The organism is Halobellus inordinatus (assembly GCF_024498335.1).
Classification (GTDB): Archaea; Halobacteriota; Halobacteria; order Halobacteriales; family Haloferacaceae; genus Haloquadratum; species Haloquadratum inordinatus.
Window position 1 is genome coordinate 1359481 of the sequence record NZ_CP101825.1, and the last position, 12438, is coordinate 1371918.

12 protein-coding genes are annotated in these 12438 nt (G+C 67.1%); 7 read left to right on the forward strand and 5 right to left on the reverse strand.

What is annotated here, in order from left to right; all coding sequences use genetic code 11:
- Nucleotides 1-25 precede the first annotated feature (25 nt).
- The 3 genes from NO362_RS06980 to NO362_RS06990 all read left to right on the forward strand — a co-directional run bounded on the left by NO362_RS06980 (nt 26) and on the right by NO362_RS06990 (nt 2809).
- Complete coding sequence (locus NO362_RS06980; protein WP_256544682.1) at nt 26-631, forward strand: NfeD family protein; 606 nt, start codon at nt 26-28, stop codon at nt 629-631.
- A gap of 183 nt (nt 632-814) precedes the next feature.
- Complete coding sequence (locus tag NO362_RS06985; RefSeq protein ID WP_256544683.1) at nt 815-2050, forward strand: SPFH domain-containing protein; 1236 nt, start codon at nt 815-817, stop codon at nt 2048-2050.
- A 117-nt stretch (nt 2051-2167) separates the two neighbouring features.
- The gene (locus NO362_RS06990) at nt 2168-2809 is read left to right on the forward strand and encodes a winged helix-turn-helix transcriptional regulator (RefSeq protein WP_256544684.1); all 642 of its coding nucleotides are present in this window, start codon (nt 2168-2170) and stop codon (nt 2807-2809) included.
- Between the two features lie 48 nt (nt 2810-2857).
- Here NO362_RS06990 and NO362_RS06995 read toward each other — a convergent pair whose 3' ends face one another.
- Nucleotides 2858-3103 carry a DUF7123 family protein gene (locus NO362_RS06995; RefSeq protein ID WP_121568098.1) on the reverse strand — a complete coding sequence of 82 codons (246 nt, stop codon included), beginning with the start codon at nt 3101-3103 and terminating at the stop codon, nt 2858-2860.
- A gap of 193 nt (nt 3104-3296) precedes the next feature.
- Between NO362_RS06995 and NO362_RS07000 the strand changes: the two genes are divergently transcribed.
- On the forward strand, nt 3297-5165 hold the full coding sequence (locus NO362_RS07000; protein WP_256544685.1) for a flippase-like domain-containing protein: 1869 nt from the start codon (nt 3297-3299) through the stop codon (nt 5163-5165).
- Between the two features lie 5 nt (nt 5166-5170).
- Here the strand turns inward: NO362_RS07000 and NO362_RS07005 are convergent, their stop codons facing one another.
- Nucleotides 5171-5749: a DUF84 family protein gene (locus NO362_RS07005; protein WP_256544686.1), complete on the reverse strand. Its 579-nt coding sequence runs from the start codon at nt 5747-5749 to the stop codon at nt 5171-5173.
- 59 nt (nt 5750-5808) lie between these two features.
- Nucleotides 5809-6612, reverse strand: coding sequence for a cobalamin-binding protein (locus tag NO362_RS07010; RefSeq protein WP_256544687.1), 804 nt, complete (start codon nt 6610-6612; stop codon nt 5809-5811).
- A gap of 255 nt (nt 6613-6867) precedes the next feature.
- Here NO362_RS07010 and NO362_RS07015 point away from each other — a divergent pair, with 255 nt between their 5' ends.
- Nucleotides 6868-7920 (forward strand): transcription initiation factor IIB, encoded by a 1053-nt coding sequence (locus tag NO362_RS07015; RefSeq protein WP_199722982.1) that lies wholly within the window; start codon nt 6868-6870, stop codon nt 7918-7920.
- A gap of 173 nt (nt 7921-8093) precedes the next feature.
- On the forward strand, nt 8094-8546 hold the full coding sequence (locus NO362_RS07020; protein ID WP_256288059.1) for a zinc ribbon domain-containing protein: 453 nt from the start codon (nt 8094-8096) through the stop codon (nt 8544-8546).
- Nucleotides 8547-8645: 99 nt separating this feature from the next.
- Here the strand turns inward: NO362_RS07020 and NO362_RS07025 are convergent, their stop codons facing one another.
- Together NO362_RS07025 and NO362_RS07030 are read right to left on the reverse strand one after the other, a co-directional pair.
- Nucleotides 8646-9842 carry a 3-dehydroquinate synthase II gene (locus tag NO362_RS07025; protein ID WP_256544688.1) on the reverse strand — a complete coding sequence of 399 codons (1197 nt, stop codon included), beginning with the start codon at nt 9840-9842 and terminating at the stop codon, nt 8646-8648.
- Between the two features lie 81 nt (nt 9843-9923).
- The gene (locus NO362_RS07030; protein ID WP_256544689.1) at nt 9924-10580 is read right to left on the reverse strand and encodes a GNAT family N-acetyltransferase; all 657 of its coding nucleotides are present in this window, start codon (nt 10578-10580) and stop codon (nt 9924-9926) included.
- 123 nt (nt 10581-10703) lie between these two features.
- Here NO362_RS07030 and NO362_RS07035 point away from each other — a divergent pair, with 123 nt between their 5' ends.
- Entirely contained in the window at nt 10704-12437 is a 1734-nt protein-coding gene (locus NO362_RS07035; RefSeq protein ID WP_256544690.1) for a radical SAM protein, read from the forward strand.
- Nucleotide 12438: the final 1 nt, after the last annotated feature.

Below are 12438 nucleotides of genomic sequence, written 5' to 3' on the forward strand. Positions count from 1 at the left end.
ATCGTGCGCCAGACTTATCGCTCGTATGCTCGAACCAGCGCTTTCGGTCGCCCTGCAGCTCTCGATCCCGCCGGAGACGCTGCCGCTGTTGCTGGTCACCGCCGGACTCGGCGTCAGCTTCCTCGAAGCCTTCGCGCCGGGCGCGCACTTCATCGTCCTCGGAATCGCCCTCCTCGCGGCCGGACTCGTCGGGCTGGTCCTCGGGCCGCTGGCCTCACCGATCGTCCTCGGCGTCCTCGTCCTCGTCTTCGGGTCGCTTGCGCTCTACGGCTACCGCGAGTTCGACATCTACGGCGGCAAAGGCACCGAACAGACGAGCGATTCGGCGAGTCTCCGCGGCCGGACCGGTCGCGTCACGGAACGCGTGACCCCGACCGACGGCGAGGTCAAACTCGACGACGGCGGTTTCAACCCCTTCTACGCCGCGCGATCGGTGGACGGCGAACTCCCCGTCGGGACGGAAGTTGTCGTCGTCGACCCCGGCGGCGGGAACGTCGTCACCGTCGAGTCGCTCTCGTCCGGCTACGACGAGATCGACCGCCAACTCGATCAGGGTCGAGCGTCGCGGTCGGACGACGTCGAGAGAGCAGACAGCGAGGACGACACCGAGATGGAAACCGAGCGCGCCTGATCGTAGCTGCGACGACGCTCAGACGCGACGACATCGAGACGTAACGATACTGAGACACGACGACACGGAGACGGCGGCCGAACCGGTCTCACCGACGTACCGCGATTCTGTGCGCACTCGCGTCGCCGAATTTCTCAGTTCGACTGGGCCAACGCTTATCAGACCCACACACTAAGTCCGCGTATGGTACTTGGTCCCGTTCCATTACAGACAGGTCTCGGTATCCCGACGATCGGGATACTCGTACTCCTCCTCGCGATCGTCATCGTCTACCAGATGGTCGAGATCGTCGACGCCTACGAGAAGAAGGCGCTGACGGTGTTCGGTGAGTACAGGAAGCTCCTCCAGCCCGGCATCAACTTCATCCCGCCGTTCGTCTCGCGGACGTATCCGTTCGATATGCGGACGCAAACGCTCGACGTGCCTCGACAGGAGGCGATCACCCGCGACAACTCGCCGGTGACCGCCGACGCCGTCGTCTACATCAAGGTGATGGACGCGAAGAAGGCGTTCCTGGAGGTCGACGACTACAAGCGCGCCGTCTCGAACCTCGCACAGACGACGCTGCGGGCCGTCATCGGCGATATGGAACTCGACGACACGCTCAACAAGCGTCAGGAGATCAACGGTCGGATCCGCCGCGAACTCGACGAGCCGACCGACGAGTGGGGCGTGCGCGTCGAGAGCGTCGAGGTCCGCGAGGTCAATCCCTCCCAGGACGTCCAGCAGGCGATGGAGCAGCAGACGTCCGCCGAGCGCCGTCGCCGTGCGATGATCCTGGAAGCGCAGGGTGAACGCCGCTCTGCGGTCGAGCAGGCCGAGGGTGAGAAGCAGTCGAACATCATCCGCGCCCAGGGTGAAAAGCAGAGTCAGATCCTGGAAGCACAGGGTGACGCCATCTCGACGGTCCTCCGCGCGAAGTCCGCCGAGTCGATGGGCGAACGCGCGATCATCGAGAAGGGTATGGAGAGCTTAGAGACGATCGGGCAGGGCGAGTCGACGACGTTCGTCCTCCCGCAGGAACTCACGAGCCTCCTCGGGCGCTACGGCCGGCAGTTGACCGACTCCGACGTCCAAGAGCAGGCCGGCCTCGACAGTCTCGACTTCGACGCGGAGACGCGCGAACTCCTCGGCCTCGACGACATCGAGGAGATCCTCGGGCAGATCGATCAGGCCACCGAGATGGACGTCGAAGAACTCGAACAGGAGGCCGAAGCGATCAAGCGCGGCGCGGGCACGGACATCCGGAGCGCGGACGCGGTCATCGACCAGGCCGACGCCGCAGACGAGGCCGCGATCAAAGATCCCGAAGACGTCGTCGCCGACGCACAAGCCGCGACCGACACGGAAGCCCCGGCAGAACAGAGCGACGAAGCCGCGGATGACGACGACCGCGCCGTCGAGAAAGAGCGGGAGTAGGACCGCGTTACCGACGCGTTCCGGCGACGTTACCCGCGTTCACGTTTTTTCGTCTGACTTCGCTGAGACGAGCGAAGCGCTTTTCTCCGTGTCGAGTCGTACTAGTGGTAGATTCGAATGCCGAACCGCGACATCGACGAGGAGAAGCGGGCGACGCTCCGACGTTTCGCCGCGCTGGGGGCGGCGTCGCCGCTCGCTGGACTCGGTGCCAGTGGCGAGGCCGAAGCCACGTCCGACTCGACGAGCGACGCCCGCGACGCCATCGTCGGCTACGTGGCGTCGACGCCGGGTGCGCACTTCTCGAAGATACGCGACGATCTCAGCCTGGGGACGGGCGAGACCCAGCACCACCTCCGACAACTCGTCGACGACGGCGTACTCGTGTTCCGCCGCGACGGCGATTACAAGCGGTTCTTCCCCGCAGACCGGTTCTCCGAGTTCGAACAGGTCGCGCTCGGGTACCTCCGTCGTCGCACGCCGCGCGGAATGCTCGTTGCCCTCCTCCGCGACCCGGGCACGAGCGGCGCAGCGATCGCAGAACACCTCGACGTGTCGCGAGCGACCGTGAGCGGGTATGCCCGCAAACTCGACGACGCCGGGCTGCTCTCGCGCGACGGGGCGTACGCCGTCGAACGGCCGGAGACGCTCCTCACGCTCGTCGTCAGATACGCCGACTCGCTCGGACCAGAGGCCGCTGCCCTGGCCGACGAGGCCGACTCGCTGATCCGATACGAGCCGCGGGACGGCGCAGACGACTGACTCCGTAGCTCCGATTGATCCCGTTCTTCGCGACGCACCTGTGGCAGGCTACTGGGTCACTTTCCAGGTCGTCCCCGAGGAGTAGCCCCACTTCTCGATTGTGAGGCCGACGTCGCCGTCGAGGATGGCACGCATATTGGCTCCGACTTCCTTCGCCGAGAGACCGAGATCCTCCGCGATCAGCCGCGACTTGAAGTACGTCTGCGTGTCGGCGTTCGCGCGGAGGTACTGGAGGATCTGTCGCTGTTTGTCGCTGAGGTTCGGTGCGGTCGTCGTGGAGGCGGTCGCGCTCATACTCCTACACACGGTGTATCTCCCTATGAGGGGTTTGGTACGCGCGGTTAACACGCCGCTGTGATGCGGTCTTTCGCGATTGGGGCCGCGTTTCCACGTGCTATTCTCGGCTTCGGGGTACGGTCGCCTAACGGAGCAGACCACCCGCGCCGAGGCAGAAAGTTCATACGCGCCGCCCGGCCAGAAAGCACCAATGGGTCCCTCCGACGGTGCCGCCCGCGGCCCGCCCGCCGACCGCGCCAGCGACGGCGCGGCCCCCTCCATCGCTGTGAGCGTCGTGCTCCCCGCGTACAACGAAGCCAGCACCATCGAGTCGACCGTGGAGACGACGATCGGGACGCTCGATGCCTTCCTCGAATCGGGGACCTTCGAGGTCATCGTCGCCGAGGACGGCTGCGACGACAGGACGCCCGAGATCGCAGACCGCCTGGCGGCCGCTGACGACCGCGTCAGGCACTTCCACAGCGACGAGCGGCTCGGGCGTGGTGGGGCGCTCGAACACGCCTTCGAGGCCGCACACGGCGATGTGCTGGTCTACTTCGACACCGATCTAGCGACCGATATGCGCCACCTCGAAGAGCTCGTAGAGCGCGTACGCTCCGGCGAGGCCGACGTCGCGACCGGTTCGCGCTGGATGCCCGAGAACGTCGCTGACAGACCGGCAAAGCGCGGCGTCCCCAGCCGCGTGTACAACGGCCTGGTGCGTACGTTCCTCCGCTCTGACCTCCGGGACCACCAGTGCGGGTTCAAGGCGTTCAGCCGCGAGGCGTTCGAGACGCTCGCAGACGAGGTCGAAGACGACCACTGGTTCTGGGACACAGAGATGCTCGTCCGGGCACAGCGGGCCGGCTACGAGGTGACTGAGTTCCCCGTCGACTGGACGCCGAAGGGCGACACGAAAGTCGACCTCGTCCGCGATGTCCTCGGGATGGGCAGTCAGATTCTGCGGACGTGGTGGCAGTTGTCGGTTCGTCCGCGACTCTCCCAGCGGGTCGGGCTCGCGGCCGGTGCGGTACTGGCCGTCCTCGCACTCGTGTTGATGACGCAGTATCTCGACTTCGGGACGGTACTCACGGAAATGCGCGACGCCGATCCCGCGCTGGTCGGCGCGGCCGCGCTCGTCTACGTCCTCTCGTGGCCGCTCCGTGGGTTCCGCTACCAGGATATTCTCACCGAGTTGGGCTATCGCGAGCAGTTGAGCTTCTTGACGGGCGCGGTGTTCATCAGCCAGACCGGGAACCTGGTCTTCCCCGCACGTGCCGGGGACCTGATCCGCGCGTACGTCGTCAAGGCCCGTCGCGGCATTCCGTACCCTTCGGGCTTCGCGTCGCTGGCGGCCGAGCGGGTCTTCGATCTACTCACCATCGCGTCGATGGCGGGCGTCGTCCTGCTCGGCTACACGGCGACGGGGCAGACAGCGGAGTTAGCCCGAACCGTCGTCGGCGCGGAGGGCGCGGGCCGCGTGGCCGTCGTCGTCGCGATGGGCGTCGGACTCGTCGCCATCGCCGCCGTGATCGGCATCGCGCTGTCGGCCCGGAGCGACCGCGACGTCGTCACCGCGCTCGTCTACCGCGTGAGCACGGACTCGTACGCCGACTTCGTCGCCGGCGTCATCGGGCGGTTCGTCGGCGACCTCCAGACCGTCGCCGGCACGCGGCGCGGATTCGCCCGCGTCGGCGCGACGAGCGTCCTCGTCTGGACGCTCGACGTCGTCACGGCACTTTTGGTCCTCGCGGCGTTCTCTCCCGGGCTGCCGGTCGTAGAACTGATCGCGGTGAGTTTCTTCGCGGTCAGCGTCGGGAACCTCGCGAAGGTGCTTCCGCTGTCCCCCGGCGGTGTCGGTCTCTACGAGGGCGCGTTCACGCTGCTCGTCGTCGGCCTGACGCCGCTCGGAGCCGAGCTCGCGCTGGGCGCGGCCGTGCTGGATCACGCCGTCAAGAACATCGTCACCGTGATCGGCGGCTACGCCTCGATGCTCGGTCTCAACGTCTCGCTGACGACCGCGGTCGAGGAGACGCGCGACGTGCGCGAAGCGCGCGAGGAAGCGCCGGAGCTGGACTGAGATTCCTAGTAGAGGCCGCTCAGGAACGGCGCGGCGGCAGCCGCGACGGCATCTTCCAGCGCGTCGGTGCGCGTCAGTTGTCCGGCGGTGAACGCGCCCGCTGCGCCCTGGTTCTTCGCGACGTTCGACTCACCGAGCACGTCGTCCATCACCGGTCCCAACTCCTCGCCGTCGTGGATGCGAGTCGCGATCGACTCCGGGAGACGGAGGCTCGGGCCGGAGCCGACGCCCCAGCGGTCGCCGTCGGTGGCGGCCGCCCACATCACGAGGTACGTGTCGGTCGCGGGTGCCTCGGCGTCGGCGGCTCCGTTGGCGTCGTCGACAACGCGGCCGTCACCGAAGGACGCGACGCCGCCTTCGATCCCGACGCCGAGACGGGTCTCCCCGGAGTCGTCTGCTTCGTCTCGAACCGTTTCGAGCACCGCTTCGGCTCTGTTCTGCGCTCCCGCTCGCGTCTCGTCGTGCCCGATCGGTTGCTCGGAGACGCCCGATGGGACTGCTTCGGCGACGACGGTCGCGCCGGGGAACACGCGGGCCGTCGCGTCGCGCTTCACCGGGTTGCCGCTGCCGACTGCGACGTACATACCCCTGAGTGAACGACCGCCGGCGATACGTGTGTCGCTTCTGTGCGGTTCGGTCTACCTCAGTGATCCCCGTGAAAGAGTGCAGCGAGCGTCTCGACACCGTCGAGGAGCCGCGGACTCGGTTGATTCAGCAGGTCGTCGTCGAGAACGTGGACGGACGCGTCGAGGTCCCACCCGCGGTCGGCGAGGATGTCGGGGTCGGCCCGGTCGCCGTGGCCGCAGTGATGGACGATCACGTGCGTCGGATCCGCCGCTTCGACCTGCTCGCGTGTCACCTCGCGGGAGCGCTCGCCGGGGTCACAGAAGGGGTAGCGGCCCCCGGCCGCCGCGACGACTTCTGGGACCCAGTTACCGGCGGCCATCGGCGGGTCACCCCACTCCTCACAGTAGACGACCGGTCGTGCGCCGTCGCCGCCTTGCTCGCCGTCGCTTCGCCCGGGAACGCGGTCCCGAACCGCATCGATCCGGCGGCGGGCCTCGTCGGACAGCCGTTCGCCTGCCTCGGGACGACCGACGGCACGGCCGAGCGTCGCGAAGGAGTCGACGACGGCGTCCAGTCGGTCGGGCTCGACGTGACAGACGTCGTAGCCGCGCGCTGCGAGCTCGTCGCGGACGTCCGCTTGCAACGCGTCGGCGGTGCAGACCAGATCGGGATCGAGGTCGGCCAGCCGATCGTAGTCGGGATTCAGCCACCCGCCGACGACCGTGCGGTCCAGCGGGCAGTGCGTCGTCACGCCGACGAGGAGGTCCTCGCCACCCATCGCCGCCACCGTCGCCGTGGCGCTCGGCGCGAGCGAGACGACGCGCTCGACGTCGCTGGCCGAGCCGGCCCCCCCGGCTGCGTCGTCGCGAGAAGAGTACATAGTCGTCGTCGACGGGGAACGATCAAGTGCGTTGTGGACGGGACTGCCCCACGATTTGGGCGGGTCGTGCCGCCGATACCGACTATATAAATCATAACGGTCTATTTCGACAGACAACGCGATTCGGGGCTGTGCACTGGGTTCGGGCGAGCGATTCCGAACCGCTTTTATATTCTCCGTCGGTGGAATGGGTACGGACCGCTCCGGGCCTCTCTTACCCCGTGTCTGTGGCACGGAGCATTCGTCGCTATACCGATGAGCGAGAAGAGTACGTACACTCGCGTGAACGCGAGAACGAGAGACGAATCGCGAACGAACGACGGCCGAGACGGCGACTCGGCCGGCCAGCGGTGGGTACGACCCGGCCAGGAAGAAGAAGAAGAGACCGAAGAAGAATCCACCGAGGAAGAGCTCTCCTGTCCGGAGTGTGGCGGCAACGTCGTCGTCGACGACGAACACGGCGAGACCGTCTGTGACGACTGTGGGCTGGTCATCACCGAGGACTCGGTCGACCGCGGCCCCGAGTGGCGCGCGTTCGACGCCAAGGAGAAAGACCAGAAGTCCCGCGTCGGCGCGCCGACGACGAACACGATGCACGACAAGGGGCTCTCGACGAACATCGACTGGCGCGACCGCGACGCCTACGGCAACTCGCTGTCGTCGAACCAGCGCCAGAAGATGCAGCGCCTCCGCAAGTGGAACGAGCGCTTCCGGACGCGCGACTCGAAAGAGCGCAACCTCAAACAGGCGCTCGGCGAGATCGACCGGATGGCCTCGGCGCTCGGTCTCCCCGAGAACGTCCGAGAGACCGCCTCTGTCATTTACCGCCGCGCGCTCGACGAGGATCTGCTCCCCGGCCGCTCCATCGAAGGCGTCGCCACCTCGTGTGTCTACGCTGCGGCGCGGATGGCGGGCGTTCCCCGCTCGCTCGACGAGATCGCGGAGGTCTCCCGCGTCCCCAAGAGCGAGGTCGCGCGAACCTACCGCTACATCGCCCGCGAACTGTCGCTAGAAGTCAAGCCCGCCGACCCCGAGCAGTACGTCCCCCGATTCGCCTCGGAGCTGGGCCTCTCCGACGAGGCAAAACTTCGCGCGCGCCAGCTGCTGAAGAACGCCAAAGAGAAGGGCGTCCACTCCGGAAAGTCGCCGGTCGGCCTCGCGGCCGCCGCCGTCTACGCCGCCGCCCTGCTCACCAACGAGAAGACGACGCAGGCCGCCGTGAGCGACGTTGCGGACATCTCCGAAGTCACGATCCGCAACCGATATCACGAACTGCTCGAAGCCGAAGAGAGCATCGGCCTCGCGTAAGCCGGGTCTCGGTATCGCCGTCGGCGCGGCGATTTCGTCGACACTCCTCATTTTCTGGCCACCTCTCCCCGCGAGACAGTCGTCGGCACCCCGCGAGACAGTCGTACGTCCCCTGCGTGACAGCGAGAGACATTCCCGTGAGTTTAAGAACGCCCACGGCGTCGGCCACGGATATGACTCGAACGCGACGCCGTGCGATGATCGCGACGCTCGTCGCCGTCCTCGGTGCCAGCGTCGGCGTCGCCGGGGCCGGACATCTCTACCTCCGCGAGTGGCGACGGGGCGCAGCGTGGTTCTCGTTTGTCATCGGGGCGGCACTCGTGCTTCTCTCGGTGTTCGTCGATCCGACGACAGTCAGTCTCACCGATCCCGCGTCCGTCGCGGCGATGCAGCCGTCGTCGCTGCCGACGATCGTCACCGCGCCGCTGTTTGCGCTCCTGCTGCTCAGCGCGCTCGACGCCTACCGTCTCGCGACCCGTGGACCGACGTCGACGGACGCACCGCAGTGTCCGAACTGCGGCGGCGAGATCGACCCGGAAATCTCGTTCTGTCCGTGGTGTACGGTCGAGTTCGAGAACTACCCGGTCGAGGACGGAGAAGTCGGAGATCGACGAACGGAAAACTGAACGCCGCCGCGCTATAGAGCGTTTGCGAGTCTCCACTCACCCAATCACACCAGTCGTGCGATCGCCTCTGTAATCAGTTGCAAACGCTACTACAGACGCCTACTTCTCGATGATACTCTCTTCGACGGCCTCGCCGAAGTGTCGCGCGGTCTGCTCGTAGAACAGCAGGACGTCGTCTCCGGCTTCCAGGTCCGTGACGGCCGTGCGTCCCTCGCGCGTGTGAACCTTGATCGTCTCGGCGTTCTGCAGCAGCGTCTCCACGCGGTCGCCGTCGATCTCGGCCTCGATGCGGAACATCGGGCGCTTTTCGATCTTCACGCGGCCGACGACGGCCTCGCGCGTCTTGCCGTCGGCGTCGACGACTTGCACCTCGTCGCCGCTCTTGAGTTCCGAGAGGTACTTCGTGCCGCCGTCTGGCGTCCGGACGTAGGCGTGGACCGCGCCGGCGTTGACTCGGAACGGCCGGGAGGCGACGTACGGCGATTCGGCGGTCTCGGCGTGGACGAAGAACAGTCCGCGGCCCATACTGCCGACGAGCATCCCCTCGTCGTGTTCCATCAGATTGCCCGTATCGACGCAGACGCGGTCGGCCATCCCGGTCCGTTCGACGGCCGTGACGGTGGCCCACTGGAGGTCGAGCGTCTCGCGCTCGGCCTCGTCGCGCACCTCGACCGTCTGGCGAATCTCGTCGGGATCGTCGGAGTCGAGAAGTACGCCGTCGGCCCCGAGTTCGAGCGTCTCGAAGGCCGTCTTGGCCTCTTCGGCGGTCGTGACGCCGGCGATCAGGTCAGTCTCCTCGCCGATCCGCGCGATGAGGTTCTCCAGCGGGATGATCGTCCAGTCCTCGCCGACGACGATGGTGTAGTCAGCGTCTTTGGCTGCCTCCTCGGCGAAGCTCTCGTAGTCCTTCGAGAGAATCCGGACGTAGGAGCCCTGCGCTCGGTTGTCCTCGCGGCGGAGCGTCGTGAGATCGGCCGACCCGGAGAAGTCGCCGGGAAGGTCGACGGTGCCGTCGCCCTCGCCGTCCTTGCCGACGATGTACGCGTCGGCCTCGCTCGCGGCGTCGATGCTCGCGGCGTCCTCGTCACCCTCCTCGACGTCGTCGATGAGCGTCGTATCTGAGTCCGTCCGGAACGCCGCCACGGAGACGTCGCCGAGCGAGCGAACGCGCTCGACGTCGTCCTCGTCGACGAGTACCCAGTCGACCCCGGCTTCGAGCCCTGCCGTGATCCGTCGTTTGCGTGTCTCCCAGTCGCCGACGCTGTCGTCGGCCTTGAGCCAGACGCTTCGTGTCATCGTTGTCGGCTCAACTCGGTCGGTGCGCTTGAACGTGGCGACTCTGCGGAGGATTGCCGCGGTGCCGTCTCCGCTCAAGCGTCAGCATTCGTCAGTCGACTGCTCGACGGCCGAGACCGGGCGCGGTTCGTCCGGGTCGCCGTCCGGATCCCGGAGTCGACGGTGATACCAGACGACGTCGTGCCACTCTCCCAGTTTGAAACCGGCAGCCGGGAACTGTCCGACGCGCTCGAAGCCGTGTCGTTCGTGAAAGCGCTCGCTCTCGGGGTTCGGCATTCCCAGTGCGGCGTACGCCGAGCAGTACCCCTGCCGGCGGAGCGTGCCGAGCAGGCGGTCGTACAGCCGCGTCCCCACGCCGGACCGATGTGTCGCGGGATCGACGTAGATGGACGTCTCGACGGTCCAGCGGTACGCCGCCCGGTCGCGGAGCCGGCTGGCGTAGGCGTAGCCGACGACCTTCTGGTCGCGCCCCCCCGCATCGCTGACGGCGACGTACCACGGATACTCGTCGACCGCGCGCTTCGCGCGGATCTTCTCGGCGAGTTCGGCCGTTGTCGGCACGTCGGTTCGGAACGTCGCCGGGGAGTCGCGGACGAACGGCGCGTAGATGTTGCGGATGGCAGCGGCGTCTTCCGGGCGGGCGGGACGGAGCGTCACGACAGCGTCCGAGGTGTCTGACGAGTCCGCACGACTGCTCGTTCCGTCGGCGTGCGGGTTCGGTCCGGCGTCCTCGCTCATACATCTCGAACCGACCCGCGAGCTAACCTCTCTTGCGGTTGCGGCGCGCCAGCGCATCGCGGCCGAGCCTCGAGTTCGTCTGAGAAGGTGAGCGTTTTACCGCTCGGCCGTCTTTGCACTCGTATGACTGACCCGGCCGACCTCTCCGTGACGCTCGTCGACGGCTACGTCGACGAGCCGGCGCACTTCGGCGTGCCGCCGTACATCTCGACGTATCCGCGGTTCACGGCCGGTGCGATCGTCGACGCCGGCGTCCCCGAGGCGAACGTCACGTACCACACGATCGACGAACTCCGCGAGGACCGGGCGAAGTGGGCCGACGTCGCCGACGCCGACCTGTTCGTCTACCTCGGCGGGATGACCGTCCCCGGCAAGTACGTCGGCGGGACGCCCGCCGAACCCGACGAAGTGCGCGAACTCGCCTGGGCCGCAGAGGGCGTCTCCGTGATGGGCGGGCCGATCCGCTTCGGCGTCGGCGAGGAGAACGCCGGCGCACAGGAGATGCAGCGGCAGGACCTCGACTACGACTTCCTCGCGATGGGCGACGTCGAGGCCGCGGCGTACGACCTCGTCGACAGCGGACTGGAGGGCTTCGAGAACCGCTACCGCGACAACGACGAACTGGACCGCTGGGCGGCGCAGGGCGCGTTCGTCGTCGAACAGCACCCGAACCACCCCGAGTACCTCATCGCCGAACTGGAGACCTCGCGCGGGTGCGCCTACCGATGTTCGTTCTGTACGGAGCCGATGTACGGCAACCCCGCGTTCCGGACGCCCGAGTCGGTCGTCCGCGAGGTCGAGAACCTCTACGAGCGGGGCGTTCGACACCTCCGGCTCGGTCGACAGGCCGACATCCTCGCGTACGGCGGCGACGGCGAAGCGCCCAACCCGGACGCCCTGCGCCGACTCTACGGCGGGATCCGGGAGGTCGCGCCCGACCTCGGGACGCTTCACCTCGACAATATGAACCCGATAACGGTGGTGAAGTGGCCCGAGAAAGCCAGAGAGGGCATTCGGATCATCGCCGAACACAACACGCCCGGCGACACCGCGGCGTTCGGACTCGAATCGGCAGATCCCGTGGTACAGGAGCAAAATCAGCTGAACGTCACCGCCGACGAGTGCTTCCGAGCGATCGAGATCGTCAACGAGGAGGCGGGCTGGCGTCCCGGCGACGACCCCGCCGACGCGCCGACGCACGGCGACGGCGCCGCGAACCGCCTCCCGAAACTCCTGCCCGGGATCAACCTCCTGCACGGGCTGAAAGGTGAGCGCGCGGAGACCTTCGAGCACAACAAACAGTTCCTCCAGCGCGTCTACGACGCGGGGCTGATGGTCCGGCGGATCAACATCCGGCAGGTGATGGCCTTCGAGGGCACCGAGATGGCCGACGAAGGAGCCGACATCGCGAAGGAACACAAAAAGCGGTTCAAACAGTACAAACGCGACATCCGCGAGGAGATCGACCGGCCGATGCTGCGACGGCTCGCACCGATCGGAACCGTGCTGCCGGACGTCCACCTCGAATATCACCAGGACGGTCGGACGTTCGGCCGGCAGCTCGGGACGTATCCACTCTTGGTCGGCATCCCGGGCGAGCGCGACCTCGGGGCGACGATCGACGTCGCGGTCGTCGACCACGGCTATCGGTCGGTGACCGGCGTTCCGTACCCGCTGGACCCCAACGCGGCGACGATGGACGAACTCACGGCGATTCCTGGCATCGCCGACCGGACGGCCGGCGATATCGTCATCAACCGCCCGTACGACTCTGCGGCGGCCGTGCCGAGTCCAGAAATCGACTTCTCGACGTTCACCGGGAGCTACCCGACTGACGAACGACCGAGCGCGGACTGAC

Coding starts and splice junctions, on each gene's coding strand:
- NO362_RS06980 (WP_256544682.1), top strand. CDS start 26: ATGCTCGAACCAGCGCTTTCGGTCGCCCTGCAGCTCTCGATCCCGCCG.
- NO362_RS06985 (WP_256544683.1), top strand. CDS start 815: ATGGTACTTGGTCCCGTTCCATTACAGACAGGTCTCGGTATCCCGACG.
- NO362_RS06990 (WP_256544684.1), top strand. CDS start 2,168: ATGCCGAACCGCGACATCGACGAGGAGAAGCGGGCGACGCTCCGACGT.
- NO362_RS06995 (WP_121568098.1), bottom strand. CDS start 3,103: ATGAGCGCGACCGCCTCCACGACGACCGCACCGAACCTCAGCGACAAA.
- NO362_RS07000 (WP_256544685.1), top strand. CDS start 3,297: ATGGGTCCCTCCGACGGTGCCGCCCGCGGCCCGCCCGCCGACCGCGCC.
- NO362_RS07005 (WP_256544686.1), bottom strand. CDS start 5,749: ATGTACGTCGCAGTCGGCAGCGGCAACCCGGTGAAGCGCGACGCGACG.
- NO362_RS07010 (WP_256544687.1), bottom strand. CDS start 6,612: ATGTACTCTTCTCGCGACGACGCAGCCGGGGGGGCCGGCTCGGCCAGC.
- NO362_RS07015 (WP_199722982.1), top strand. CDS start 6,868: ATGAGCGAGAAGAGTACGTACACTCGCGTGAACGCGAGAACGAGAGAC.
- NO362_RS07020 (WP_256288059.1), top strand. CDS start 8,094: ATGACTCGAACGCGACGCCGTGCGATGATCGCGACGCTCGTCGCCGTC.
- NO362_RS07025 (WP_256544688.1), bottom strand. CDS start 9,842: ATGACACGAAGCGTCTGGCTCAAGGCCGACGACAGCGTCGGCGACTGG.
- NO362_RS07030 (WP_256544689.1), bottom strand. CDS start 10,580: ATGAGCGAGGACGCCGGACCGAACCCGCACGCCGACGGAACGAGCAGT.
- NO362_RS07035 (WP_256544690.1), top strand. CDS start 10,704: ATGACTGACCCGGCCGACCTCTCCGTGACGCTCGTCGACGGCTACGTC.